The sequence below is a fragment of the Cellulosimicrobium sp. PMB13 genome, assembly GCF_051294865.1.
Classification (GTDB): domain Bacteria; phylum Actinomycetota; class Actinomycetes; order Actinomycetales; family Cellulomonadaceae; genus Cellulosimicrobium.
Window position 1 is genome coordinate 1,350,286 of record NZ_CP145910.1, and the last position, 25,744, is coordinate 1,376,029.

The 25,744-nt window shown below is 73.0% G+C and carries 22 protein-coding genes and 3 tRNA genes; 19 read left to right on the forward strand and 6 right to left on the reverse strand.

From position 1 onward, the window contains the following. Positions 1–162: 162 nt before the first annotated feature. The 4 genes from V5D56_RS06285 (at position 163) to V5D56_RS06300 (ending at position 4,608) form a co-directional block, all read left to right on the forward strand. Entirely contained in the window at positions 163–1,560 is a 1,398-nt protein-coding gene (locus V5D56_RS06285) for an ABC transporter substrate-binding protein (RefSeq protein ID WP_435738198.1), read from the forward strand. A 198-nt stretch (positions 1,561–1,758) separates the two neighbouring features. Further along, positions 1,759–2,748 carry a carbohydrate ABC transporter permease gene (locus V5D56_RS06290; RefSeq protein WP_435738199.1) on the forward strand — a complete coding sequence of 330 codons (990 nt, stop codon included), beginning with the start codon at positions 1,759–1,761 and terminating at the stop codon, positions 2,746–2,748. Further along, positions 2,745–3,686, forward strand: a complete 942-nt coding sequence (locus tag V5D56_RS06295) for a carbohydrate ABC transporter permease (protein ID WP_435738200.1) — start codon at positions 2,745–2,747, stop codon at positions 3,684–3,686. The genes V5D56_RS06290 and V5D56_RS06295 overlap by 4 nt, the downstream gene beginning before the upstream one ends. Positions 3,687–3,729: 43 nt before the next feature. Next, the gene (locus V5D56_RS06300; RefSeq protein ID WP_435738964.1) at positions 3,730–4,608 is read left to right on the forward strand and encodes an EamA family transporter; all 879 of its coding nucleotides are present in this window, start codon (positions 3,730–3,732) and stop codon (positions 4,606–4,608) included. Positions 4,609–4,627: 19 nt separating this feature from the next. Here V5D56_RS06300 and V5D56_RS06305 read toward each other — a convergent pair whose 3' ends face one another. Together V5D56_RS06305 and V5D56_RS06310 are read right to left on the reverse strand one after the other, a co-directional pair. After that, on the reverse strand, positions 4,628–5,239 hold the full coding sequence (locus tag V5D56_RS06305) for a bacterial proteasome activator family protein (RefSeq protein ID WP_435738201.1): 612 nt from the start codon (positions 5,237–5,239) through the stop codon (positions 4,628–4,630). A 112-nt stretch (positions 5,240–5,351) separates the two neighbouring features. After that, positions 5,352–6,329, reverse strand: coding sequence for an NAD(P)H-quinone oxidoreductase (locus tag V5D56_RS06310; protein ID WP_435738202.1), 978 nt, complete (start codon positions 6,327–6,329; stop codon positions 5,352–5,354). Positions 6,330–6,546: 217 nt separating this feature from the next. Between V5D56_RS06310 and V5D56_RS06315 the strand changes: the two genes are divergently transcribed. From V5D56_RS06315 to V5D56_RS06345, 7 genes are all read left to right on the forward strand, one after another. Further along, a complete protein-coding gene (locus tag V5D56_RS06315) occupies positions 6,547–10,512 on the forward strand; it encodes a nitrate- and nitrite sensing domain-containing protein (RefSeq protein WP_435738203.1) in 3,966 nt (1,321 codons plus the stop codon). A gap of 36 nt (positions 10,513–10,548) precedes the next feature. Then, positions 10,549–10,998: a roadblock/LC7 domain-containing protein gene (locus tag V5D56_RS06320; RefSeq protein ID WP_251152229.1), complete on the forward strand. Its 450-nt coding sequence runs from the start codon at positions 10,549–10,551 to the stop codon at positions 10,996–10,998. 10 nt (positions 10,999–11,008) lie between these two features. Continuing rightward, positions 11,009–11,422: a DUF742 domain-containing protein gene (locus V5D56_RS06325; RefSeq protein WP_435738204.1), complete on the forward strand. Its 414-nt coding sequence runs from the start codon at positions 11,009–11,011 to the stop codon at positions 11,420–11,422. 364 nt (positions 11,423–11,786) lie between these two features. Next, positions 11,787–12,386 carry a GTP-binding protein gene (locus tag V5D56_RS06330; protein WP_435738965.1) on the forward strand — a complete coding sequence of 200 codons (600 nt, stop codon included), beginning with the start codon at positions 11,787–11,789 and terminating at the stop codon, positions 12,384–12,386. A gap of 115 nt (positions 12,387–12,501) precedes the next feature. Next, positions 12,502–12,589, forward strand: a tRNA-Ser gene (locus tag V5D56_RS06335). Positions 12,590–12,694: 105 nt separating this feature from the next. Beyond that, entirely contained in the window at positions 12,695–14,008 is a 1,314-nt protein-coding gene (locus tag V5D56_RS06340) for a threonine/serine ThrE exporter family protein (protein ID WP_435738205.1), read from the forward strand. A gap of 163 nt (positions 14,009–14,171) precedes the next feature. Further along, a tRNA-Ser gene (locus V5D56_RS06345) sits at positions 14,172–14,263 on the forward strand. Positions 14,264–14,457: 194 nt separating this feature from the next. Here V5D56_RS06345 and V5D56_RS06350 read toward each other — a convergent pair. Beyond that, positions 14,458–15,828 carry an FtsX-like permease family protein gene (locus V5D56_RS06350; RefSeq protein ID WP_435738206.1) on the reverse strand — a complete coding sequence of 457 codons (1,371 nt, stop codon included), beginning with the start codon at positions 15,826–15,828 and terminating at the stop codon, positions 14,458–14,460. Then, on the reverse strand, positions 15,825–16,628 hold the full coding sequence (locus V5D56_RS06355) for an ABC transporter ATP-binding protein (protein WP_435738207.1): 804 nt from the start codon (positions 16,626–16,628) through the stop codon (positions 15,825–15,827). Before V5D56_RS06355 ends, V5D56_RS06350 begins: the two co-directional genes overlap by 4 nt. Before the next feature lie 269 nt (positions 16,629–16,897). Between V5D56_RS06355 and V5D56_RS06360 the strand changes: the two genes are divergently transcribed. The 8 genes from V5D56_RS06360 (at position 16,898) to V5D56_RS06395 (ending at position 22,930) form a co-directional block, all read left to right on the forward strand. Beyond that, a tRNA-Arg gene (locus tag V5D56_RS06360) sits at positions 16,898–16,970 on the forward strand. Between the two features lie 100 nt (positions 16,971–17,070). Beyond that, the gene (locus V5D56_RS06365) at positions 17,071–17,721 is read left to right on the forward strand and encodes a GDSL-type esterase/lipase family protein (protein WP_435738208.1); all 651 of its coding nucleotides are present in this window, start codon (positions 17,071–17,073) and stop codon (positions 17,719–17,721) included. Positions 17,722–17,853: 132 nt separating this feature from the next. Beyond that, complete coding sequence (gene ectA, locus V5D56_RS06370) at positions 17,854–18,465, forward strand: diaminobutyrate acetyltransferase (RefSeq protein WP_435738209.1); 612 nt, start codon at positions 17,854–17,856, stop codon at positions 18,463–18,465. A gap of 98 nt (positions 18,466–18,563) precedes the next feature. After that, the gene (gene ectB / locus V5D56_RS06375; protein WP_435738210.1) at positions 18,564–19,862 is read left to right on the forward strand and encodes a diaminobutyrate--2-oxoglutarate transaminase; all 1,299 of its coding nucleotides are present in this window, start codon (positions 18,564–18,566) and stop codon (positions 19,860–19,862) included. A 38-nt stretch (positions 19,863–19,900) separates the two neighbouring features. Further along, positions 19,901–20,302 carry an ectoine synthase gene (locus tag V5D56_RS06380; RefSeq protein WP_435738211.1) on the forward strand — a complete coding sequence of 134 codons (402 nt, stop codon included), beginning with the start codon at positions 19,901–19,903 and terminating at the stop codon, positions 20,300–20,302. Positions 20,303–20,514: 212 nt separating this feature from the next. Continuing rightward, the gene (locus tag V5D56_RS06385; RefSeq protein ID WP_435738212.1) at positions 20,515–21,114 is read left to right on the forward strand and encodes a TetR/AcrR family transcriptional regulator; all 600 of its coding nucleotides are present in this window, start codon (positions 20,515–20,517) and stop codon (positions 21,112–21,114) included. Between the two features lie 109 nt (positions 21,115–21,223). Beyond that, positions 21,224–22,279 carry an alpha/beta fold hydrolase gene (locus V5D56_RS06390; RefSeq protein ID WP_435738213.1) on the forward strand — a complete coding sequence of 352 codons (1,056 nt, stop codon included), beginning with the start codon at positions 21,224–21,226 and terminating at the stop codon, positions 22,277–22,279. 9 nt (positions 22,280–22,288) lie between these two features. Continuing rightward, positions 22,289–22,930, forward strand: coding sequence for a GyrI-like domain-containing protein (locus V5D56_RS06395; protein ID WP_435738214.1), 642 nt, complete (start codon positions 22,289–22,291; stop codon positions 22,928–22,930). Between the two features lie 108 nt (positions 22,931–23,038). Here the strand turns inward: V5D56_RS06395 and V5D56_RS06400 are convergent, their stop codons facing one another. Beyond that, on the reverse strand, positions 23,039–23,770 hold the full coding sequence (locus V5D56_RS06400) for an anaerobic ribonucleoside-triphosphate reductase activating protein (RefSeq protein ID WP_435738215.1): 732 nt from the start codon (positions 23,768–23,770) through the stop codon (positions 23,039–23,041). Next, a complete protein-coding gene (locus tag V5D56_RS06405; protein WP_435738216.1) occupies positions 23,757–25,631 on the reverse strand; it encodes a ribonucleoside triphosphate reductase in 1,875 nt (624 codons plus the stop codon). The genes V5D56_RS06400 and V5D56_RS06405 overlap by 14 nt, the downstream gene beginning before the upstream one ends. Positions 25,632–25,744: the final 113 nt, after the last annotated feature.

A 25,744-nucleotide genomic window follows, 5' to 3' on the forward strand; every position in this document is an offset into this window, starting at 1 on the left:
ATCGTTACCCAAAGGCCGCAGCCCTGTGCTTGCAGAACGCCGATGTAAACGCTTGCATGGATCTCGGGCGAGAGCGCACCCGCGCTCGCGACGCCGCGACGCGCCAGGCCTGACCGGTCGGCGTCCGCTGCGTCAGCACACACGACGAGGTGGAGGCTTGACATGACCAGGAGCACGATGTCCCGCGCCGGACGCCGGCGCGCGATGGCCGTGGCGGCGGGCGGGGCGAGCCTCGCGCTCGTCCTCGCCGCGTGCAGCGGCGACGGAGGCGACGGCGGGGACGGCGGCGGCGACACCGCGACCCCGGAGATCGACTGCGCGCCCTACGAGGAGTTCGGCGACATCGACGGCACCGAGGTGCACGTCTACACCTCGATCGTCGACCCGGAGGGCGCCACGATGCAGGCGTCGTTCGAGCCCTTCACCGAGTGCACCGGCGTCACGATCGACTACGAGGCGTCGCGTGAGTTCGAGGCCCAGCTCCTCGTGCGCATCCAGGCGGGCAACTCGCCCGACATCGCGTTCCTGCCGCAGCCCGGCCTGCTGCGCACGATCGTCGAGGACACGGGCGCTATCGTCCCGGCGCCCGACGCGACCGCCGCGAACGTCGACGAGTTCTTCGACCCGGCGCTCAAGGAGTACGGGACCGTCGACGGCACGTTCTACGCGGCGCCGATGGACGCCAACGTGAAGTCCTACGTCTGGTACTCGCCGACGGCGTTCGAGGACGCCGGGTACGAGGTCCCCGAGACGTGGACCGAGCTCCTGGACCTCACCGAGCAGATGGCGAGCGACATCGACGGTCCGCCGTGGTGCGCAGGCGTGGAGTCCGGTGACGCGACCGGCTGGCCGGGCACCGACTGGGTCGAGGACATGATGCTCCGCACCGCCGGGCCCGAGGTCTACGACCAGTGGGTCGCGCACGAGATCCCGTTCAACGACCCGCAGGTCGTCGAGGCGTTCGACGCCGCCGGGGAGATCCTCAAGAACCCGGACTACGTGAACGCGGGCCTGGGCGGGGTGGACTCGATCGCCACGACGCCGTGGACCGACGCCGGGTTCGGCCTCCTGGACGGCAGCTGCTACCTGCACCGCGCGGCGAACTTCTACCAGACGCAGTTCCCCGAGGGCACGAACGTGGCCGAGGACGGCGACGTGTTCGCGTTCTACCTCCCCACGGACCAGACCGACATCCGGCCGGTGGAGATCGGCGGCACGTTCGCGGCGGCGTTCGACGACCGCCCCGAGGTCCAGGCGTTCCAGACCTACATCTCGAGCGCGGACTGGGCGAACGCCAAGGCCCTGGCCACGCCGAACGGCGGCTGGGTCAACGCGAACAAGCAGCTCGACCCCGAGAACCTCGCGACCGACTTCGACAAGCTCTCGGCCGAGATCCTCGGCGACCCGGCGTCGGTGACGCGCTTCGACGCGTCCGACCTCATGCCGGGCGAGGTCGGGTCCGGCACGTTCTGGACCGCGATCGTCGAGTGGCTCACCGGGGCGAGCTCGCAGGACGTCACCGACACGGTCGAGGCGTCCTGGCCCGCGTCCACCTCGTGACCTGACGCAGGACCCCGAGCGGGACACGACGAGCCGGGGCCGTCCGACGGCGGCCCCGGCTCAGCGTGTCCCCGCACCCCGGGCGTGCGGCAGTCCCGCCCGGCACGCCCCGCCCCGTCCGACGTCGCCGCGGCCACCCGCCGCGTCACCCGAACCGCCCGCGCCCGCCACCGCCGCCGGGCAGAACGGAGCCACCCCATGGACTTCCTGACCGATCCGTCGACCGCAGCCGAGAAGCTGGGGCTGATGGTGGTGGCCATCGTCGCCTTCGTCGTGGTGATGGCCGTGATCCTCTTCGCCGTCGACCGACCCAAGCGGATCCCCCGCTGGGCGGTCGCGCTCGGCTTCCTCGGGCCGGCGGTGCTCCTGGTCCTCTTCGGCCTCGTCTACCCCGGCGTCCGGACGATCATCTCGTCCTTCTTCAACCGCAACGGGTCCGAGTTCGTGGGGCTCGACAACTACGTCACGGCGTTCACCACCGACGCGTTCCAGGTCGTGCTCCGCAACACCGCGATCTGGGTGATCACGGTGCCGATCGTCGCGACGTTCATCGGGCTCGTGTACGCCGTGCTCGTCGACCGGACCCGCTTCGAGAAGCTCGCCAAGACCCTGGTCTTCCTCCCGATGGCGATCTCGATGGTGGGCGCGTCGATCATCTGGAAGTTCGTCTACGAGTTCCGGCCCGACCAGGCCAACATCCAGCAGACGGGCCTGCTCAACCAGGTGCTCGTGTGGCTCGGGTTCGAGCCGCAGCAGTTCCTCATCAACCAGCCGTGGAACACGTTCTTCCTCATCGTCGTGATGATCTGGATCCAGACAGGGTTCGCGATGACGGTGCTCTCGGCGGCCATCAAGGCGATCCCCGACGACATCGTCGAGGCGGCGCGCCTCGACGGCCTGTACGGCATCGGCATGTTCCGCCACATCACCGTGCCGAGCATCCGGCCGGCGCTCGTCGTGGTGGTGACGACGATCGCGATGGGCACGCTCAAGGTCTTCGACATCGTCCGCACGATGACGGGCGGTCAGTTCGGCACGTCCGTGGTCGCGAACGAGTTCTACACGCAGAGCTTCCGGCAGAACAACATCGGGCTCGGGGCCGCGCTCGCGGTGATCCTCTTCGTCCTGGTCATCCCGATCGTCGCCTACAACGTCCGCCAGCTCCGACTCTCCGAGGATGTCCGATGAGCGCGCCGATCCCCTCGACCAACCTCATCGACGCCGACGAGACCGCGGGCACCGGACGTCGGCCCGTCGGCCGCCTCTCGCGCGTGGAGAAGCGCGCGATCGCCGCCCGGGGCAAGCTCTCGTCGCCGTGGGGCTCCGCGATCGCCATCGTCATCGCGATCCTGTGGACCGTCCCGTCGATCGGGCTCCTCGTCACGTCGTTCCGGCCGCCGCTCGACATCCGTCGCTCGGGCTGGTGGACGACCTTCAGCAACCCCGAGTTCACGCTCGACAACTACGACGAGGTGCTGTTCGGCGGGGCGAACCTCGCCTCGTTCTTCGTCAACTCGATCGTCATCACGCTGCCGGCGGTGGTCATCCCGATCACCGTCGCCCTCCTTGCCGCGTACGCGTTCGCCTGGATCGACTTCAAGGGCCGCAACCTGCTGTTCATCGCGGTCTTCGCGCTGCAGATCGTCCCGATCCAGATCACGCTCATCCCCCTGCTCTCGCAGTACGTGGACTGGGGGCTCAACGGCACGTTCTGGACGGTGTGGCTCTCGCACTCGATGTTCGCGCTGCCCCTGGCGATCTTCCTGCTGCACAACTTCATGAAGGACATCCCCGCGTCCCTCGTCGAGGCCGCCCGGGTCGACGGCGCCGGGCACGTGAAGATCTTCTTCCAGGTGCTCCTCCCGCTCCTCGTCCCGGCCATCGCGTCGTTCGCGATCTTCCAGTTCCTCTGGGTGTGGAACGACCTCCTGGTCGGCCTCACGTTCGCCGACCAGGACTCGCGACCCCTCACGGTCGCGGTCGCCGACCTCGCCGGGACGCGCGGCAACGCCTGGCATCTCCTCACGGCCGGCGCTTTCGTGTCGATCATCGTGCCGCTCGTGGTCTTCCTGCTCCTCCAGCGGTACTTCGTGCGCGGGTTGCTCGCGGGGTCCGTCAAGGGGTGACACTGGTCGGGTGCCCGTCCGTCCTGCTGCTGCGCTCGGGCGGGTGCCCGTGCCCGCGCTGTTCGTCGTCTCGGGGCTGACGCAGTACCTCGGGGCGGCGATCGCCGTCGGGCTGTTCGCGGTCGCGGGCGCGGTCGAGGTGGGGTGGCTGCGGATCGCGGCGTCGGCCGTGCTCCTGCTCGTCTGGCGGCGCCCGTGGCGCAGCCGCTGGAGCCGGCACGACGTCGCGTGGGTCGCGGTCTTCGGCGTCGCCCTCGCGACGATGAACCTCGCGTTCTACGTCGCGATCGACCACCTGCCGCTCGGGACGGCCGTCGCGATCGAGTTCTGCGGTCCTGTCGCCGTCGCGGCGGTGACAGGTCGTGGGTGGCGCGAGCGCGGGGCCATCGGTGTCGCGGCGCTCGGCGTCGTGCTCCTCGCGGGGGTCACGGTCGAGTCGGGGCTGCCGCGCGAGGACGTCGTCGTCGGGCTCGCCGCGATCGGCGTCGCGGCGGCGTGCTGGGCCGCGTACATCGTCCTGGGGCGTCGCGTGGCGGTCGCCGGGTCGGGCGTGACGTCGCTGTCGGTCGCCATGACCCTCGGCGCGCTCGTGTTCGCACCGTTCCTCGCGCCGGCGGCCGTCCCCGTGCTGGGCGACTGGCGCTACGCGCTCGCCGTGGTCGGCATCGCCCTGTTCTCGTCCGTCGTGCCGTACGCGCTCGAGCAGGTCATCCTCCGCCGCGTCAGCGCCGCGACGTTCTCGGTGCTCCTCGCGCTGCTGCCCGCGACCGCGGCCGTGATCGGCGCGGTGGTCCTGCGCCAGGTCCCCACGCCGCCGGAGCTCGTCGGGCTGGTGCTCGTCTCGGGAGCGATCGCCATGACGGCGCGCCGGACGCCCGAGGCGCCGGGCGCCGTCGGGCCGACCGACCCGCCGCCGGCCTGACGGCCCCGTCCAGGTCTCGTCAGAGGTACTGGCCCGGCGAGGGGCGACCGTCGTGGGGGTCGTGGGCACCGGGCTGCCCCGGTGCCCCGGGCCCGCCGGGACCCATCGGGAGCGAGCCGGGCGGCAGGGCGCGGCGCATCTGGGAGAGCTGGGACTGCGCTGCCATCTGCTGCGCGACGAGCGCCGTCTGGATGCCGTGGAAGAGACCTTCGAGCCACCCGACGAGCTGGGCCTGCGCCACGCGCAGCTCCGCGTCCGTGGGGACGGAGTCGTCCGAGAACGGCAGCGTGATGCGGTGCAGCTCCTCGACGAGGTCGGGCGACAGACCCTCCTCCAGCTCGGTCAGCGACCGCTCGTGGATCTCCGCGAGACGCGAGCGCGCGGCCTCGTCGAGCGGCGCGTCGCGCACCTCGTCGAGCAGCTTCTTGATCATGCCGCCGATGCGCATGACCTTCGCCGGTTCCTCGATGACGGTCGCCGGGTTCCGGTCGGGCTCCGTCGAGTCGTCGCTCTCGACGACGCTCACCCCGATGCCGTCCGGCGTGACGACCGTGACCCGGTCGGGTCCGTCGTCGGCCTCCGGGGTCTGGGCGGGCTCGTCGGGGCGGGTGTCGCGCGTCTCGTCAGCCATGAGCACAGTCTTGCCTGCCCCGCCCACGCGCGCACAGGCCACGGCCGCGGACCACCGGAGGAGGGCGTCACCAGGTCCCGCGCCGGAGGGCCCGCAACGCCAGGACCAGGGGCTACGGGACGAGCAGGACCTTGCCGAACACGTCGCCCGACTCGAGGAGCTCGTGCGCCCGGGCCGCCTCGGCGAGAGGGATGCGCGCGTGGACGACCGGTCGTACGCGACCGTCCTCGACCATCGGCCAGACGTGCGTGAGGACGTCGTGCACGATGCGCGCCTTCTCGTGCGGTGGACGCGAGCGCAGCGTCGTGCCCGCGACCGTCGCGCGCCGGGTGAGGAGCCGGCCCAGGTCGAGCTCGGCCCGGGCCCCCTTCTGCATGCCGATGACGACGAGACGACCGTTCGTCGCCAGCGCCCTGAGGTTGCGGTCGAGGTAGGCGGCGCCCACGACGTCGAGCACGACGTCCGCGCCGCGCCCTCCGGACGCCTCGCGCACCGCCGCGACGAAGTCCTCCTCGCGATGGTCGACGGCGAGGCTCGCCCCCAGCGCCAGGCAGCGGTCCGCGCGCTCGCGGCCTCCGGCCGTGACGGCGACGTGCGCCCCGAGCGCAGCCCCGACCTGCACCGCGACCGTCCCGACGCCGCCGGAGCCCCCGTGCACCAGCAGCCACTCGTCGGGGGCGAGCCGGCCGACGTCGACGAGGTTGTTCCACACCGTGCACACGGCCTCGGGGAGCGCGGCGGCGTCGACGAGGTCCACGCCGGCGGGGACGGGCAGGACCTGCGTCGCGCGGACGCGGACCTGCTCGGCGTACCCCCCGCCGTCGAGCAGCGCGACGGCCCGGTCACCGACGGACCACCCGCTCACCGCGTCGCCGACGAGGGCGACGGTGCCCGAGACCTCGAGGCCTGGCCAGTCGGGTGCGCCCGGTGGAGGTGGGTACGATCCGGCGCGTTGTAGCAGGTCAGCGCGGTTCACGCCAGCGGAAGCGACGTGCAGGACGAGCTCCTCGGGTCCAGGGGTCTGGTCAGGGAGCTCGGAAACCGTTAGTTTCGCAGGGCCGCCGGGGCCGGATATCGTGACGCCTCGCACGACGCCGAGACTACGCGCGGGCCGCCGGGGGCGCCGGTTCGCCGCGAGAGCGAGGACCCGGCCGCGCGCGTGGGAGCGCTTGCGGCCGGATTAGGCGTCCGGGGGAAGTGCACCGATAGTTAGTACGCACGACCGGGGAGACGTGACGCGATGGACGCGTCAGCGGCGCCGATCCGGGTGGACCAGGTGATGGAGGCAGGTTCGAATGCTCCGCAGGTTGAGCGTCCGCGGGAAGATCCTTGCGGCTCTCGCGGTGCCGGTCCTCGTGCTGTTCATCGCCGCAGCCGTGATCTCCGGTCAGGCGATCGCGTCGGCACGCACGGCGAGCCAGACGAGCGCGCTCGTCGACGCTCTCGAGAAGCAGGACGTCGCCGGGACCGAGATCGCGGCCGAGCGGTCGCTGTCCGCCCTCGACTCGTACGGCTCCGAGGGTGCCGAGGAGCAGATGCTCGAGCAGCGCAAGAAGACCGACCGCGCGCTCGACAGCCGTGACCGGGCCTACGAGGCGCTGAACCTCTCCGCGCTGGACCCCCGGGTCCAGGACGCGGTCGCGCAGACCATCGCCGACCGGCAGGAGCTGGAGGCGATCCGCCGCGGGATCGACCGGTCGAGCCACGGTGAGCAGCAGCGCATCACCCTGTACACGACCCTCATCAACAACGCGCTCGACGTGCCGGCCAGCCTCGCGGACACCTCCTCCCAGCGTGAGCTCGCGCAGTACCTCGACGCCTACGTCGTGCTCGACCGCCTGCTCGCGCAGCAGGCCATCGAGCTCCCGGTCGCGGGCAACGTGATCGCCGCCGCGCAGGTCGGGCAGCAGAACGAGACCGCGAACCAGCGCGCCGCGATCCTCGTGACCACGGGTGACACGCTCAGCCAGGAGGCCCGCCGGGCCGTCCGCCTCCTGCCCGACTTCGACGAGGCGCTCCCCGTGCACGGCGCGATGTACAACCAGCTGCGTGCCAACGTGGCGGGTTCCCGACCGGCGTCGCTCACCGCGATCGCCGCGGAGCAGTGGCAGACGTTGTCCACGGAAGACCGCGCGCTGACCATCCCCGTGCGTGACGCCGTCCGGTCGGACACGGTCGACAAGGCGTCCGCGCTCGCAGCCGCCGCGACCACGCGCGCGATCCTGACCATCGCCGCGACGCTGGCCGCCGTCGTCGCCTCGATCCTCGTCGCGGGCCTCATCGCCCGGACGATCGTCAACCCGCTGCGGCGCCTCACGAACGCCGCCGAGGACGTCCGTGACCAGCTCCCGAAGCTCGTCGAGCAGGTCGCGGTCCCCGGCCAGGGCCCGGGCATCGACCTGACCCCGATCACCGTGGAGTCCACGGACGAGGTCGGCCAGCTCGCGACCGCGTTCAACGACGTGAACTCCACGACCGTCAAGGTCGCGCGCGAGCAGGCTGCGCTGCGTGGGTCGATCGCGGAGATGTTCGTCAACGTCGCCCGCCGCGACCAGGTGCTCCTCAACCGGCAGCTCGCGTTCCTCGACGACCTCGAGCGCTCCGAGGAGGACCCCGGCACGCTGTCGAACCTCTTCCGCCTCGACCACCTCGCGACCCGGATGCGCCGCAACGCGGAGTCCCTCCTCGTCCTCGCGGGCATCGACTCCGGCCGTCGCGTGCGTCAGCCCATGCCGGCGTCCGACGTCATCCGGACGGCGTCGTCCGAGATCGAGCTGTACGACCGCGTCCGGCTCAACCTCGTCGTCGACCCGCTCATGCTCGGGCACAACGCGCTCAACGCCGCGCACCTGCTCGCCGAGCTCCTCGAGAACGCGACGATGTTCTCCGAGCCGCACACGCCGGTCGAGGTGACGACGGGGCGCGACGAGCACGCCGTCTACATCACCGTGCGCGACCACGGCCTGGGCATGACCGCGGAGGAGGTCGCCGACGCCAACCGCAAGGTCGCGACGCACGCGGCGTCCGACGTCGTCGGTGCGCAGCGCCTCGGCCTCTTCGTGGTCGGCCGCCTCGCGGACCGCCTCGGTGCGCGCGTGCGCTTCGCCACCGGGTCCGACGGCAACGGGACCGAGGTCACCGTGTCGTTCCCGGGCGCGCTGTTCGTGCCCGACTCCAACGTTCCGCTGCCGCAGCCGACGGACCCGTTGGAGACGAGCACGCAGGCCGCCGCCCAGCAGCTCGCCGCCACCGGCGTCGTGCCGGCCGTCGTGGAGGCGCCCGCCCCGCAGCAGGCGCAGCAGCTTCCCGCCGCCCCGGCCGTGACGGCCGCGACCCCCACCGCCCCGGCCGTGACGTCCGCGACCCCCGCCGTCGAGACCGAGGCGCCCGTCGCGGTCCCCGTCGACCTGGCCGCCCTCACGGACGGCACGACCCAGATGGGGATGCCGCGCCGTCGGTCGCGCACCGTCGACCCCGCCGCGTCGGCACCGAGCGCGTCGTTCGCGTCCGGTCCGCAGACCGGGGCGATCGTCCTGCCGCCGCTCGCGACCCCCGCGCTGCCCGACGAGCTGCCCTCGGCCGAGGACGCCTGGACGCCGCCCGCCGAGGTCGCCCCTGCGGGCAACGCGCTCCCGAGCCGCGCCCGCCAGGCCGCGCCGACCGTCGAGCCGGTCTCGCAGGAGATCCCCGTCCTCGACGTGAGCACGCGCAGCGCGCTCTTCTCCAGCTTCCGGCCGGTGGGTGACCGCGCCGCGACGGACAACCCCGTGGACCTCCCGGCCGCACCCGAGGTCACCGCGACGGACATCCCGCTCGCCGCAGACGTCGTCGTGAGCGAGCCCGTCGCCGAGTCGGCGTGGGCGCCCGAACCCGCGGCCCCGCAGGAGGCGTGGGCGCCGCAGGAGCCCGCTGCCCAGCAGGAGGCGTGGGCGCCGCAGGAGCCTGCTGCCCAGCCGGACGCGTGGGCGCCGCAGGAGCCTGCTGCCCAGCAGGACGCGTGGGCGCCGCAGCCCGCCGAGGAGGCGTGGGCCCCGCAGCAGGCCTGGTCCGACGAGGCGGTCGCGAGTCCGGCGACCGCTGCCGCGGACGCGTCTGACGCGACGCGCGTGGTGCCGGCGGTACCCGCCGAGCGCTGGAGCGATCCCGTCGACGACGCGACGGTGGTCCGTGCCCCGCTCGCGCAGCGGGTGCCGGCCTCCGAGCCGGCGCACGTGGCCGACCGGGGGAGCGACGTCCCCGTCGTGCACGCCGAGCCGGAGGCGGAGCCCGAGGTGCTGGCAGAGCTGTCCTTCGAGGCGCTGCCGCGCTTCGAGGAGCTCATGGCGGACCTGCCGACGCGGCGCTCGCTCCGGGAGAGCCAGGCCCGCAAGCGCGGGCTTTTCGGACGCCGTCCCCGCACCACCGCCACGCCGCGCGCGACGGTGGACCCGGGCGGTCCGTCCGCGGAGGCCCTCGCCTCCCGTCCCGCGGGGTCCGCGCCGGCAGGGCCCGCGCCGTCGGCGCCGCTGACGCTGATGCCCGCCGAGCCTGTCGGGTCGGTCACCGCGCCGCCTCCGGCCCGTGCCTCGGCGTTCGTGGCTCAGGAGGCCCCCACGGCGCCGGCCTCCGAGGCCGCACCGTCGTCGTTCGCGGCCCCGGCCCCGGCGCGCGCGCCGGAGTCCGAGCAGGCGCCCGCCGTCGCTCGCGCCTCGGTCTTCGCCCAGCCGGAGCGCGCGACGCCTCCCGTCGTCGAGACCATCGCCCCGGTCCCGGCCACCGTCTCGGACGCGTACGCCCCGGTCGACCCGGGCCGGCCTGCGGCCGCTGCCGCGCCTGGCACAGGGTTCGGTGCGCCGACGCCCCTCGTCCGTCGCCAGGCCCCCGAGGCCATCGAGCCGCTCGAACCGGGCTACGTGAGCGACTCGGTCGAGGCGCGCTCCGACTGGATGGCCTCGGCCGTCCTCTACGAGGAGATGTCCACCCTGCTGCGGGGCAGCACCGACTTCCAGGAATCGACGTTGGCGGACCCGAACGACGGCACGTACCAGCCCCTCACGGTGGAGTCGGCCCCGCCGGCCGGTCTCACCCGCCGTGCGCGCGGGGAGCACCGCGAGGGGTACGTGGACCGCTTCACGGCCCGCATCGACCGTGACCCGGAGCAGCTTCGTGCCCGGCTCTCGGCCTTCCAGTCCGCCACGGCCAGGGGCCGCGTCGAGGGCCAGGAGGAACCGGGTTCGACGTGGACCCCGGAGACCATGGATTATGTCCCTGATTCAGCGCCGCAGGCGCGGTGATCACGTGCCCGCTGCGGCAACTGACGAGGAGGAAGTGTGAACGCGCTCAGCACCGAGGCCACGAATTTCGGGTGGCTGCTCGACAACTTCGTGCGAACGGTCCCGGGGAGCCGGCACACGCTCGTGGTGTCGGCCGACGGCCTGCTCATGGCGATGTCGGACCAGCTCGACCGGACCAGCGGTGACCAGCTCGCGGCGATCGTCTCCGGCATGTCGAGCCTCACGCGCGGGGCCGCGCGTCAGCTCAACGGCGGGAACGTCCGGCAGGCCATCGTCGAGATGGACAACGGGTTCCTGTTCCTCATGAACGTGTCGAACGGCTCCGTGCTCGGGGTCGTCGCGGAGGCCACGTGCGACATCGGCCTCATCGGCTACGAGATGGCGCTCCTGGTCTCCCGCACGGAGGCTACGCTGACCCCGCAGCTGATCTCCGAGATGCGGGGGAGCCTCCCCGTTGACGGTGCCACCCGAGCCCCCGTGGGATGAGGTCTGATCGATGACGAACGTACCTTTCGGCCGTGCCGGAGCCCATTCCGACGGCTACGAGGCGGCGACGGTGCGTCCGTACGCCGTGACGGGCGGTCGGGTCCGCTCGGCGACCTCGGACCTGCCTCTCGAGGCGCTCGTCGAGGTCATGCCGGGCGCTGTGAACAGCCACGGGCTGCCGCCGGAGAAGCGGGCGATCCTCCAGCACGCTGCGCACACGTACGTCTCGATCGCCGAGCTCTCCGCCCTGCTGCGGCTACCTCTCGGCGTGACGAAGGTGCTCGTCGCGGACCTGCAGGAGGACAACTACATCACCGTGCACACGTCGACGCCGCTCAACGTGCACACGGGTCACGGAAGCAACCACTCGGGCCTGTCCCTGAGCGTCTTGGAGAGTGTTCTCAATGGCATTTCCACCCTCTGAGGGCTCGGGCGTCGCGCCTCAGGGCGGCCAGCCGTCCGGTGTGATCTCCGGCGTCCCCGGTGGTGCGAGGACGGCGAGCGGGCCGTCGTGGACGCCCGTCGCCGGCGCTGGGGCGCCGGCCGCGCCCGCAGCGCCCGCGCCCGCGCAGAACGCACCGGGTCAGGTTCCTGCCCAGGCTTCCGTACCGGCCGCGCAGCCTGCTCCCGTGCCGGCCGCGCGGCCCGCGCCCAGCCCCACGGTGGCACCGGTCGCACCGAACCTGTCCCACCAGCCGGTGGCCCAGGCTCCGGCCGCGCAGGTGCCGGCAGGCCAGGCGCCCCAGGCGCAGGCCGCACCGCAGCAGCCGCGCACGGCGCCGCAGCCGATGGCCTCCGCCCAGGCCGGTGCCGCGCCGGCGTCGCCGCGCACGGCGCCGACGGTCGTGAAGATCGTCGTCGCGGGCGGTTTCGCCGTCGGCAAGACGACGTTCATCGGCTCGATCTCCGACGTGGAGCCCCTCAACACCGAGGCAGCCATGACGGAGCACTCGGTGGGCGTCGACGACGCGGGCGGCGTCACGGACCGCAAGACGACGACCACCGTCGCCATGGACTTCGGCCGTGTGTCGCTCCCGGGCAACCTGTGGCTCTACCTGTTCGGCACCCCCGGCCAGGACCGCTTCCTGTTCATGTGGGACGACCTCGTGCGCGGCGCGATCGGTGCCGTCGTGCTGGTCGACACCGACCGCCTCGAGCAGTGCTTCCCGGCGATCGACTACTTCGAGTCGCGCAACATCCCGTTCGTGGTGGGGGTCAACTGCTTCGACGGGGTGGCGAAGCACAAGCTCGAGGACGTGCGCGAAGCTCTGCAGATCCCGGCGCACGTCCCGATGCTCTACACGGACGCCCGGTCGCGCGCCGCGACGAAGCAGACGCTCATCGCGCTCGTCCAGCTCGCGATGCGCCAGCTCCGCGGCGCGGCCTGACCGCTCCGCCCGGCACGACCACCGCCGACGGCGGGTCGCCCCTCCACGGGGTGACCCGCCGTCGTCGTGCACGGGGGCGACGTGCCAGAATGGCACGCCGGGCCGCGAGGCCCGAGGAGGGCTGACAGAGCGGCCTAATGTGACGGTCTTGAAAACCGTTGTTCCGCAAGGAACCGGGGGTTCGAATCCCTCGCCCTCCGCCAGGACGTCCACTCTCCGTGACGGAGCAGGACGTCGCAGGACCTTCGGCGGGGCGCGCGTGCCGCAGGCCGCGTGCCCCGTGCGGCCGGGTGCGCCATCATGGCCGGGTGACGCGCCAGCCCCCCGAGGCCCGGGACGACGAGGCCTCCCCGGACGGGACCTCCCGAGACGAGGCCTCGCTCGAGCCGGTCGAGCTCATCCGGCGGTCGGGCACGGTGCTGCGCATCGGACGCCTGGCCCTGTCGGCGGGGACCGGCAGCTACCGCGTGAAGTCGCACATGTGGCGCGCCGGGCGGGCGCTCGGCCTCGACCGGGTCGCCGCGCACGTGACGCTCACGGAGATCACCGCGACGTCGTACCGCGGTCCGATCTTCCGCACCGAGCTGACGGAGGTGCGCTCGATCGGGATCGACGCGGACCGGCTCAGCGAGCTCGAGCGGTTCTCGTCCGCGCTGCCCGCGGTGGCCGACCTCGGCACCGTGGACGCCGAGCTCGACCGCATCGCGCGCAAGCCGCCGCTCTACGGCGCGCTCCTCAACGCGACGTGGGCAGGCGTGGCGTGCTCGGCCTTCGCGTTCCTCAACAACGGGGGAGCGGTCGAGTGCGGTGCCGTGCTCGTCGCAGCGGCGCTCGGCCAGGGCGTGCGGCGCGCGATGCTGCACCGCGGCATCAACCAGTTCGGCGTGACGATGCTCGCCGCAGCCGTGGCCAGCATCGCGTACCTGGTCGTCGTCCTCGCGCTCTCCGACCTCGCCGGGGTCACGGGCAACCACGAGGCGGGCTACGTCTCGGCGGTGCTTTTCCTCGTGCCGGGGTTCGCACTGGTCACCGGGGCGCTGGACCTCGCGCGGCTCGACTTCTCCGCCGGCGTCGCCCGGCTCACCTATGCGCTGATGATCCTCGCGTCCGCCGCCCTCGCGGTCTGGGGCGTGTCCGCGCTCGCGGGGCTCGCGCCCGACCCGGTCCCGCCGCCGGGGCTCTCGGAGCCGGTGCTCGTCGCCCTGCGCACGCTCGCGAGCTTCCTCGGCGTCCTCGGCTTCGCGCTGATGTTCAACAGCCCGTGGTCGATGGCGCTCGGCGCCGCCGCGATCGGGACCGTCGCGAACGTGGGCCGGCTCCTCCTGGTCGACGGCGGGGTCGTGCCCCAGGCCGCGGCGGCCGCGGCGGCGCTCCTGGTCGGGCTGCTCGCCGCGACGCTGGCACCCGCCCTGCGCGTCCCGCGCATCACGGTCTCGGTCCCCGCGGTGGTCATCATGGTCCCGGGCGTCACGGCGTACCGCGCGGTCTACGAGTTCAACACCGGCGCGACGACGCAGGCGCTCGCCTACGCGGTGGAGGCCGGGCTCGTCATCGTGGCGCTGGCCATCGGGCTGGCCGTCGCCCGCATGCTCACCGACCGCCGGTGGACGTTCGAGCAGTAGGTCGCCCGCCGCGGCTCCGGCTGGCGGGTAGCGGGCGGGCACCGGTGCGGCGCGTTCGGCACGGCCGGTGCGGCGCGGTTTGGTCGTGCGCCGACGCCCCGGTACCCTGGGCGACGCGGGTGCAGCGCCGTCGTCGATCCGTCGACACGGGTAGCGCCCGCGAGGAGACGTCGCATAGTCAGGTCTAGTGCGCCACCCTGCTAAGGTGGTAACGGGGCAACCCGTTCGAGGGTTCAAATCCCTCCGTCTCCGCCAGGAAGGCTCCGGCAGCCCAGCGCCCGGAGCCTTTTCTGTTGCCCGCGGACGGTCGCCCCCGCGCCGCGGGCGACCGCCGAACCCCGGGTCGTGCGCCGCTCAGGGCCTTGAGCGAGGCACAACCCGGGGTTCGACAGGGGCCGTCGGTCCGTCGAGGCCTCCGAGCGTGACCCGATCCCGGCGGAGCGCGTCGGCTACGCGGTGCCCGACGTCGCCAGCGCGGACCGCACGACGAACCGTGACGCGCCCGCGCCCGCCAGCACGAGGCCCGACGCCGCGGCGACGCACAGCAGGAACTGGACCACGACGCCGACGTTCGCGAAGGCGTTGATCCCGATCACGGGGACCATGAACATCAGCGCCCCCACCGTCGCGACGCCGACGCTCACGGCGAGCGGCACGAGGGTCTCGCGGAACCGCGCCTGGTCGAGGGTGCGCAGGTCGGTTCCGGCGAGCACGAGCGTGCGGTACTCGCTGCGCTGGTCGATGACGCGGCCGGCCTGCATGACTCCGGTCGAGACCGCGGCGAGCACGCCCGAGATGGCGAGCGTGAGGAAGCCGCCCGTCTTGAGGTCGGTCAGGTACTGGACCTCCGCCGGGTCGGCCCCTGAGCCCGGGTCGAAGAGCGCGAAGATGCTCGTCAGGCCGGCGATGAACGTCGCGAGCGCGACCCCGCCCACGGAGCGCCACGCCGTCTTGGGGCTGTCGACGATGCGGCGTCCGGCGAGCAGCGTCGGTACGCGGCGCGCGCGGCCGGCCGTGATCTTCCCGACGAGCCAGATGACGAACGGACCGACGAGGTTGAGCGTCACGAACCCGACGAGCAGGATCACGGTCAGCACCGTGACGATCACGGCGACCGAACCGAACGACATGTTGGTGACGACGATCAGGGCGACGAACGCGACCCCCGTCGACAGCAGGCGCACGGCCTTGAGCCCGGGCGGCGTGACGCGCGCCGCGACGCCGAGCGGTGTGATCGCGACGCGGCGCAGGCTCGCCAGCGACGACACGAGCGCGACGACGAGAACGAGCGCCACGGAACCGAGCAGCGCGGGCACCCCGACCCACAGCTCGCCGATCTCGAAGGTGCGCCCCTGGAAGCGCAGCTGTGCGACGAGCGGCAGGAGTGCCGCGTAGCCGACGATCCCGGCGAGCGCCCCGGCCACGGCCTGCGCCGCGGCGTCGAGCACCGTGAGCGTGGTGACCTGGGCCGTCGTGGCGCCGGCGAGGCGCAGTGCGGAGAGGCGCGCGTCGCGCCGGGCGACGGCGAGGCGTGCGGCCGCGCCGCCGAGCGTGACGAGCGGGATGAGGAGCAGGAGCATGGCGATCCCCGCGAGGACCGGGTACTGGGTGTCGTAGTCGTTGCCGTCGGCGACGCCCGTGCGCATCCCCTCGAGGCCGCCGCCACGGGCGAGGAAGGCGCCGAACCCGCCGACCACGACGAGCAGCACCGCGGTCGTGGTCGCGAACGCGATGACGGCGAGGACCGTGGTCAGCCGCTGCGGGTCACGGTCGTCGGCGCTGCGGCGGCGCAGGAGCCACCAGAGGTCGATGGTCCTCATCGCACGCCCCCCGCACCCGTCGCCGGAGGCGTCGGGACCGTCTGCGCGACGCCGCCCGTGGCCGCAGCGGCCGCCTGCGTCCCCGGAGCGCGGAACTCGCCCGAGATGCGCCCGTCGCGCATCGTCACCGTGCGCGAGCAGTGCCGAGCCACCCCGGCGTCGTGCGTGACGATCACGAGGGCGGCGCCCGACGCGCTCGTCGCGTGCGTGAGGACGTCGAGGACCTCCGCGCCGGTCGACTGGTCGAGCGCGCCGGTCGGCTCGTCGGCGAACACGACGCCGGGCGAGCCGACCAGGGCGCGCGCGATGGCGACGCGCTGCGCCTGCCCGCCCGAGAGCTCCCCGGGACGGCGCTGCTCCATCCCGGCCAGCCCGAGGTGCGCGAGCCAGCGCGCGGCGACGGCCGTCGCCTCGGCCCGCGCCGTGCCCGCGAGCATGAGCGGCAGGGCCGCGTTCTCGACCGCGGGGAGCTCCGGCAGGAGCTGCCCGGACTGGAAGACGAAGCCGAAGTCGTTGCGGCGCAGCACGGTGCGACGCGCGTCGGAGAGCGTCGTCACGTCCTCCCCGCGCCACAGGACCGCACCGGAGCTGGGCGTGGTGATCCCGGCGAGGCAGTGCAGCAGGGTCGTCTTGCCGGAGCCGGAGGGGCCCATGATCGCGAGAGACTCGCCCGGCTGGACCGTGAGGCTCACGCCGGCGAGGGCGTGGGTCGTGGCCTGGGCGGTGCCGTAGACCTTCGTGAGGGCGCTCGCGACGAGCGGCGAGCCACCGGCGGCGGGGGCAGGGTGCGTGGACGTCATGGTCCGATCCTGCGGCGTGGACAGGCGTCGCGGCGTCGGGCTGCGGGAGGGACCTGGTGCGAGGCGCGTCCCACCGTGGGAGGACGGGGTGTGGTGCGCCAGGCGGACGAGAGGGCCCCGGGGTCCGGTGCGCGGCGCGAGGACGGCCGTGGCGTCCGTCACCTCCGCCCTCCCGGCGCCCGTATCGGTTTGGGATCACCGCCGGGACACGGTAGTCTTCTGGACGGCCGGTGAGCGATCCCCGGCACTGCGAGAGCAGAGCAGGACCAGCGCCCGTAGCTCAACGGATAGAGCATCTGACTACGGATCAGAAGGTTGGGGGTTCGAATCCCTTCGGGCGCACAGCGAAAGCCCCGGAACCGTCACGGTTCCGGGGCTTCGTCGTTCTCCGGTCCGTGACGCGCCCGCGGTCGCGGGAGACGCGGCGACCTAGACTGCCGCCGTGCTGCCATCGGACCGCGACGTGCGGGTGTGCTTCGTCGGCGACTCGTACGTCGCGGGCGTCGGCGACGAGACCGCGCTCGGCTGGGTCGGCCGCGTCGTCGCCGCGTCCGCCGCGCGGGGGCTGCCGCTGACGGCGTACAACCTCGGCGTCCGCCGGGACACGGCGGCCGACGTCGCGGCGCGGGTCGCGCGTGAGGTCGCACCGCGACTCCGGGAGGCGCCGGAGCCGCGGGTCGTCGTCTCGTTCGGCGTGAACGACACGGTGCTCGACGGCGGCGCGCCCCGGCTCTCCGTCGACGAGACGCTCGCCGCGCTCGGCCGGGTCGGCGTCGTGGTCCGCGACGAGCTCGACGTCCCGCTCCTCGTGGTCGGACCGGTCTCCGTCGCCGACGTCGAGCAGGACGTGCGGATCGCGCGGCTCGACGACGCGCTGGCGGCCGAGGCGGGACGTCTCGGCATCCCCTACGTCGGCGTGTTCGGCGCGACGTCGCGCGACGAGGCGTGGGGGGACGCCGTCGTGGCGGGCGACGGCTACCACCCGGGCGCGTCCGGCTACGAGATCCTCGCCGGTCTCGTGACGGAGCCCCTCCTCGACTGGATCGCCGACCCCGGAGATTCTCACCATGAGAGACACTCGAAGCATCCGTGATCGGATTGAGACCCTGAGGGCGAGAGCCGCGGTCTGCTGCGGATAAAGCCCTCTCTCGGTTGCGACTTTCGTCACGAGATCGCCATGTCAGGGTGTCGGTCCGGCGTGGATGCGCCTAGTGTCGTCGTCGGTATGGACACGACGACGAACGCCGCGCCCACCGCCCCTTCGACCCCGAGCGAGACCCCGGACACCACCCGGAGCGCGACCCCTGCGCCGCCCGCCGGACCCGTCGGCCCGGCAGCGGGCGTGTCCGTCCGCCGGCCCGTCACGGCCGACGGCGCCGCCATGTGGCGCGTCGCCCGCGACTCCGGGGAGCTCGACCTCAACTCGTCCTACGCGTACCTGCTGCTGGCCGAGCACTTCGCGGAGACGTGCCGCGTCGCGGTCGTCCCGGACGCGGCGAGCCCGACGGGGGAGCGCGTCGTCGGGTTCGTCTCCGGCTATCGGCTCCCCGACGACGTCGCGCACCTCTTCGTCTGGCAGGTCGCCGTGGACGAGGAGGTGCGCGGTCACGGCGTCGCGGGCCGGCTGCTCGACGCGCTCGTCGACGACGCACCCGACCTGACGACGGTGAAGACCACCGTGGCCGAGGACAACGTCGCGTCGCGCGCGCTCTTCGTCCGCTGGGCCGCGCGGCGCGGCGCGACGATCGGGACGATCCCGCTCTTCACCGCGGACCACTTCCCCGACGCGCACGTCGACGAGCCGCTGCTCGTCGTCGACGGCGTCCACGCTCGCTGACCGTTCGACCTCGGGCTGCGCCGGTCCGGCGCGCGGGTGACGACGCAGCCTCCGACACGCCACGCACCCGTGCGCACCAGCACAAGGAGTGTTCCTTCGTGACAACCCCGACCGTCCCGACCACCGACGCGTACGCCGCCGACGACCCGACAGGCTTCACCTCGCTGGAGTCCGGTGTCCGCAGCTACTCGCGCGCCTGGCCCGTCGTCTTCGACCGGGCACGTGGCGCCTCGGTCTTCGCGGAGGACGGCACCGAGTACCTGGACTTCTTCGCCGGGGCCGGCTCCCTCAACTACGGCCACAACGAGCCGCGCCTGAAGAAGGTGCTGCTCGACTACCTCGCCGACGACCGCATGGTGCACAGCCTCGACATGCTGACGACGGCCCGCCGCGACTTCCTGGAGACCTTCGAGTCGACGATCCTGCGCCCGCGCGGGCTCGACCACAAGGTCGCCTTCCCGGGCCCCGGCGGGGCGAACGCGGTCGAGGCGGCGCTCAAGCTCGCACGCAAGGTGACCGGGCGCGAGTCGGTCATCAACTTCACCAACGCGTTCCACGGGATGACGCTCGGTGCGCTGTCCGTGACTGGCAGCTCCATGAAGCGCGGGGGAGCGGGCGTCCCCCTGGTGCACGCGACGCCGATGCCGTACGACGACTACTTCGACGGTGACATCCCCGACTTCGTCTACCTCGAGCGGCTGCTCCAGGACGGCGGGAGCGGGCTCAACGAGCCGGCCGCGGTCATCGTCGAGACCGTGCAGGGCGAGGGCGGGATCAACGCCGCACGTGCCGAGTGGCTGCGCGGTCTCGCGGACCTGTGCCGGCGCCACGAGATCCTCCTCATCGTCGACGACATCCAGATGGGCTGCGGACGCACCGGCGGGTTCTTCAGCTTCGAGGAGGCCGGCATCGTCCCGGACATCGTCTGCCTCTCGAAGTCGATCTCCGGCTACGGCCTGCCCATGGCGCTCACGCTGGTGCGCCCGGAGCTCGACATCTGGGAGCCGGGCGAGCACAACGGCACGTTCCGCGGCTTCGCCCCGGCGTTCGCGACGGCGGCCGAGGCGATCCGGACCTACTGGTCCGACGACGCCCTCGAACGCGCGACGCTCGCGAAGGGCGCCCTCGTGGAGTCGCACCTCAACACGATCGTCGCGCGGTACGCCGGGCACGGGCTGGTCTCCAAGGGGCGCGGCCTCGCGCGCGGGCTCCAGCTGGCCGACGGCGACCTCGCCGGGCGGGTGGCCGAGCAGGCCTTCGCGCGGGGCCTCCTCGTGGAGACCTCCGGCCCGTCCGGCGAGGTGGTCAAGCTGCTTCCGCCGCTCACGATCACCGAGGACGAGCTGCGGCGGGGGCTCGCCATCCTGGACGAGGCGATCGCCGTCGTCCTGCCCTGAACCGTCCCCGACCTGCCGAACCAGACCTGGAGGTACCCATGATCGTGCGCACCATCGACGAGATCACCGACACCGACGCGGACGTGCAGAGCGAGAACTGGCGCAGCAAGCGCATCGTCCTCGCGAAGGAGGGCGTCGGCTTCTCCGTCCACGAGACGACGCTCTACGCGGGCACGGAGAACGAGTTCTGGTACGCGAACCACGTCGAGGCGGTCTTCGTCGTGGAGGGCGAGGGCAGCATCACCGACCTCGCGACGGGGGAGACGCACGAGCTCGCGCCGGGCTCGCTGTACCTGCTGGACGACCACGACAAGCACGTGGTGCGGCCCCGCACCGAGATGCGCACCGTGTGCGTGTTCAACCCCCCGGTGACGGGCCGCGAGGTGCACGACGAGTACGGCGTGTACCCGCTCGTCACCGAGGAGCCCGCACCGGCCTGACCGGCGGCGGCGGCGAGGCCGAGGGTGTGCCCTTCGCACGTCGCGGTCTGCCGCCGTGCCCAGCCTCAGGTGCCGAACCCCGGGTTACGCCGCGATCAGACGACTGATCACCGCATAAGCCGGGGTTCGGCACGTCAGGGGGCAGGCGGTGTGCGGAGTCAGGGTCGCCCAGGGCCTCGCCGTTTCAGCACGGTCGTGCTAACGTCTCGAGCGTGACCAAGGGCGACGAGACGCGGCAGGCGATCCTGCACCACGGGGTGGAGGCCGCCTACCGCGTCGGGCTGTCCGGGCTCACCATCGGCGAGCTCGCCCGGAGCACGGGCATGTCGAAGAGCGGCTTGTACGCGCACTTCCGGTCCAAGGAGTCGTTGCAGCTGGCCGTGCTGGAACAGGCTCGCGCCGAGTTCGTCGAGTCGGTCGTCCTGCCGGCGCTCCGCACGCCGCGCGGCGAGCAGCGCCTGCGGACCCTCTTCGAGCGCTGGGTGTCGTGCGACCTCGCCCAGCAGCCCGGAGGCTGCCTGTTCGTCAAGGCCGCCACGGAGCTCTCGGCCCAGTCCGGCCCGGTCCGGGACCAGCTCGTGCGCGACCACCAGGACCTCTACGACGCGATCGCCCAGGTCTACCGCACGTGCGTCGACGACGGCTTCCGCGCCGACGTCGATCCGCAGCAGGTCGCGTCGGACCTCTACGGGATCATGCTCGCGCTCCACCATGCGCACGCGTTCATGGGCGACGCCGCTGCCGAGGATCGCGCCCGGCGCGCGTTCGAGGCACTGGTCGACGCCGCGCGCGTCCCGGCCCCGGTCGGCTGACCGCGCCGCCAGGACCCGCCCGACCGGTCTCGGCCGCCTCGACATCCGCTCGACGCTCATCCGCACCGCACCGCACCGCACCGACCTGCACCACCGAGAGGAAGCCGCCGTGACGAACCCGGGTGTACAGAAAAGCACGATCGTTCGTACTGAGGCAGATGGCCGCGTCGCCCGCCGCCGTGCTGCGCGCCGTCGGCGTGCGGCGATCCAGCTCGCCGTCGTCCGTGCGCGCCTCGGGATCCTCCAGCGGATCGCGCCACGACGGGCCGCGCAGCACGCCCTCGACCTGTGGGCCACGCCGCCCGACGGCGCCGGCCGCCGACGCGACGAGCGTCCCGCGCCCGGCGTGCTCGAGACGGTGCCGACCGCCGACGGATCCCGCCTCGTCGTCGAGACGTGGTCGCCGGCGTCCGGCCGGGTGCCGGCGGAGGCGCCGGTGACATCGGCCGCGGTGGCGCCGGGATCAGGGTCCGTGCCGGAAGGGACCGCCGCGGGCAGGGGGACCGTCTACCTCGTCCACGGCTGGGGCGGGTGGCGCGGCCAGCTCGGCGCGTTCGTCGAGCCGCTGCGGGCGGCGGGGTACCGCGTCGTGGCGTTCGACGCCCTCAGCCACGGGGACTCCGGCCCCGGCCGCCTCGGCCCGCGCCGGAGCACGGTGCCCGAGATGGCGGAGTCGCTCACCGCGGTGGCGCGGGTCCACGGGGAGGCGGCGGCCGTCGTCGCGCACTCGCTCGGCACGGCGACGACCACCCTCGCCGTCCGGGACGGGCTGGACGTCGGTCGGCTCGTGCTCGTCGCCGCCATCGCGGACCCGCTCGGCGAGCTGGAGCGTTTCGCCGACACGCTGCGCCTCGCGGCACCGACGCGGGCGCTGCTCCGCGCGCTGATCGTCGAGGTCGCGGGCCGCCCGCTCTCGGACCTCGACGTGCTCGACACCGTGCGCGGCCGACCGGTGCCGCCCGCCCTCGTCGTGCACGACCGCGCCGACAAGGAGGTGCCGTTCGAGGTCGGTGCCGCGCTCGCGGGGGCGTGGCCCGAGGGCGAGCTCCTGGCGACCGACGGCCTGGGCCACCACCGGCTGCTCCGCGACCCCACTGTCGTCCGGACGGTCGTCGACTACCTGGCGCCGGTCGGCGCACGGGCGGCCGGTGTCGCCGACGCGTAGCGTCCTCCCATGGCCGCCAGCGACGACGCCCCGCCCAAGGTCGACCTCAAGAGGCTGCACCGCGAGCTGTACTCCCCACCGAGAGGGCGGTTCGTCGAGGTCGACGTCCCTCCCCTCACCTACCTCGCCGTCGACGGCGAGGGCGACCCCAACACCGCGGCGTCGTACCGCGAGGCCGTCGAGACGCTGTTCGGCCTGTCGTACGCCGTGAAGTTCGCGAGCAAGCGCCGCCTCGGGAGGGACTACGTCGTCGGTCCGCTGGAGGGCCTGTGGACGGCGGACGACCCCCGCGCGTTCGTGCGCCGCGACAAGGACGCGTGGCGGTGGACGATGCTCGTGCTGCAGCCGGACTGGGCCGACGACGACCTCGTGGCCGACGTGACCTCGACGGTCCGCACGACGAAGGACCTGCCGGCTCTCGACCTCGTCGAGCGGCGCACGATCACCGAGGGTCGGTCGGTCCAGACGCTGCACGTCGGGTCGTACGACGACGAGACGCCCGTGCTCGCGGAGCTGCACGACGTGTACCTGCCCGAGCACGGCCTGACGTTCGGCGGACCGCACCACGAGATCTATCTCGGCGACCCCCGCCGCGTCGACCCGGCCAGGCTGCGCACGGTCCTGCGCCAGCCGGTGCGGCCCGCGGGATAGCCGAGCACGGGGTCGCCGACCGCCGAGCACGGGATCGTCCACCGGATTCGGGCGGAATCGGTGGACAACCCCGTGCTCGGCGCCACGCGAAGGCCTCGGCGCAGGGCGTCAGGTGGCGGTGCGGCGGCTCGCCCAGGGGATGTCGGTCTCGTCGAGCACGTCGGAGAGACGTCGCCCGGCGAGCGTCGCCGCCCATGCCGGGTCCGCGCCGTCGGGCCGCGCCTCCTGGAGCACCCAGCGGCGCACGCCGAGGCGGTGCAGGTGCGCGCCGAGCGCGACGAGCTCGGTGCGCGTGTGCACGTGCGGGTCCACGGTCGTGCGGACCTCGTGGTCGACACCCGAGCGCAGCAGCACCGCGAGGGACTCGAACGCCCGAGGCCCGGACGGCGCGGTCCCGGTGACGGCCGGGTAGCGCGACGGCAGGTGCTTGACGTCGAGACCCACCCAGTCGACGAACGGCAGGAGGCGTGCCAGCCGGGCGGGCCACGCACCGCCGGTGTGCAGCCCGACGGCGAACCCGAGCGCCCGCACGTCGTCGATCGCCCCGAGCAGCCCGGGATGGAGCGTCGGCTCGCCGCCGGAGAACACGACGCCGTCGAGCAGGCCGCGCCGTCGCTCGAGGAACGCGAGGACGTCGGGCCAGCGCGGTGCGCCCTCGATACGCGGTGCGCGCTCGGTCCGCGGCGGCGCCGGGGGCGCGACCGGGATGAGACCCGGGTTGTGGCAGTACCCGCAGCGCCACGGGCAGCCCTGCGTGAAGACCGTCGCCACGAGCCGGCCCGGCCAGTCGACGGTGGACAGCGGGGACGTCCCCGCGAGCACCAGGTCAGGCCGGGACACGGTCGCCCGCCTCGTCGGCTCGCTCGCCCGCCTCCTCGACGCGCTCGGGTGCGCCGTCGAGGTGCTCCGCCGCGCGCCCTTCCAGGAACGGGGTGCGCTCGGCGTACTCGCCCTTCTTGCCGATGTTGAAGGACGACACGGGCCGGAAGTAGCCCATCACGCGGGTCCAGACCTCGGCCGCGGCGCCGCACGCCGGGCACGTCCAGTGCTCTCCCACGAGGTAGCCGTGCGTGGGGCACACGGAGAAGGTCGGTGTCACGGTGAGGTACGGCAGGCGGAACCTCGTGATCGCGCGCCGCACGAGCTGCTTGCACGCCTCGGCGCCGGACATCGCCTCGCCCAGGTACAGGTGCAGGACCGTGCCCCCGGTGTACCGGGTCTGGAGGTCGTCCTGCCGTTCGAGGGCTTCGAACGGGTCCTCGGTGAAGCCCACGGGGAGCTGGGTCGAGTTCGTGTAGTAGGGGTTGTCGTCCGTGCCCGCCTGGAGGATCCCCGGGAAGCGGGCGCGGTCCTCCTTGGCGAAGCGGTAGGTCGTGCCCTCGGCCGGCGTGGCCTCCAGGTTGTAGAGGGTGCCCGTCGTCTCCTGCGCGACGACGAGCCGCTCGCGCGCGTGGTCGAGGAGCCGGACGGCGAGGTCGTGGCCGACCTCGCTCGTGATGTCGTGCGCGTCGCCCGTGAAGTTGCGGACCATCTCGTTGACGCCGTTGACCCCGACGGTCGAGAAGTGGGCGTCGAGCGACCCGAGATACCGGCGCGTGTACGGGTAGAGACCGTCGTCCAGGAGGCGCTGGACGGTCCGGCGCTTCGTCTCGAGCGACCCGACCGCGAGGTCGAGCAACCGGTCGAACGCGGACAGCAGACCGTCGAGGTCTCCCGGGTGGAGGTGGCCGAGGCGCGCGCAGTTGATCGTCACGACGCCGATCGACCCGGTCTGCTCGCCGGAGCCGAACAGGCCGTTGCCACGCTTGAGGAGCTCCCGCAGGTCGAGCTGCAGGCGGCAGCACATCGACCGCACGTCGCCCGGGTCCATGTCGGAGTTCACGAAGTTCTGGAAGTACGGCGTGCCGTACTTCGCGGTCATCGCGAACAGCGCGTCGGCGAGCGGCGAGTCCCAGTCGAAGTCCTCGGTGATGTTGTACGTCGGGATGGGGAACGTGAAGGCCCGTCCGCTCGCGTCACCGGCCGTCATGACGTCGATGTACGCGCGGTTGATCATGTCCGCCTCGACGGCGAGGTCGCCGTACGTGAAGTCGGCCGTCGTGTCGCCGACCACCGGCTGCACGTCCGCGAGGTCTCGCGGGCACGTGAGGTCGAACGTGAGGTTGGTGAACGGCGTCTGCGTGCCCCAGCGCGACGGGACGTTGAGGTTGTGGACGAGCTCCTGGACACCCTGCCGCACCTGCTCGTACGTCAGCCCGTCGGTGCGCACGTACGGGGCCAGGAGCGTGTCGAACGAGCTGAAGGCCTGCGCGCCCGCCCACTCGTTCTGGAGGATCCCCAGGAAGTTGACGACCTGGCCGATCGCCGAGGAGAAGTGCCGCGGGGGAGCGGAGTCGACCGTGCCGGGGACACCGCCGAGCCCTTCCGACAGCAGCGCGCGCAGCGACCAGCCGGCGCAGTAGCCGCCGAGCACGTCGAGGTCGTGCACGTGCAGGTCGCCGCTGCGGTGCGCGGCGGCGAGGTCGGGCGCGTACACCTCGTCGAGCCAGTAGTTCGCCACGACCTTGCCTGCCGTGTTGAGGACGAGCCCTCCGAGCGAGAAGCCCTGGTTGGCGTTGGCGTTGACGCGCCAGTCGGAGCGGTCGAGGTACTCGGAGACGGTCGCGACGGCGTCGACGGAACGGGTCGGTGAGTGGGGCACGGCAGAGTCCTCCCGGTGAGCGGCCTCGCCGGGAGAGTGCGCCGACACGGGTCGGCGGTGCGAGGAGTGTCCCCCGACCCTAGTCCGGTCGGGCGGTGCCGTGCCACAGACCT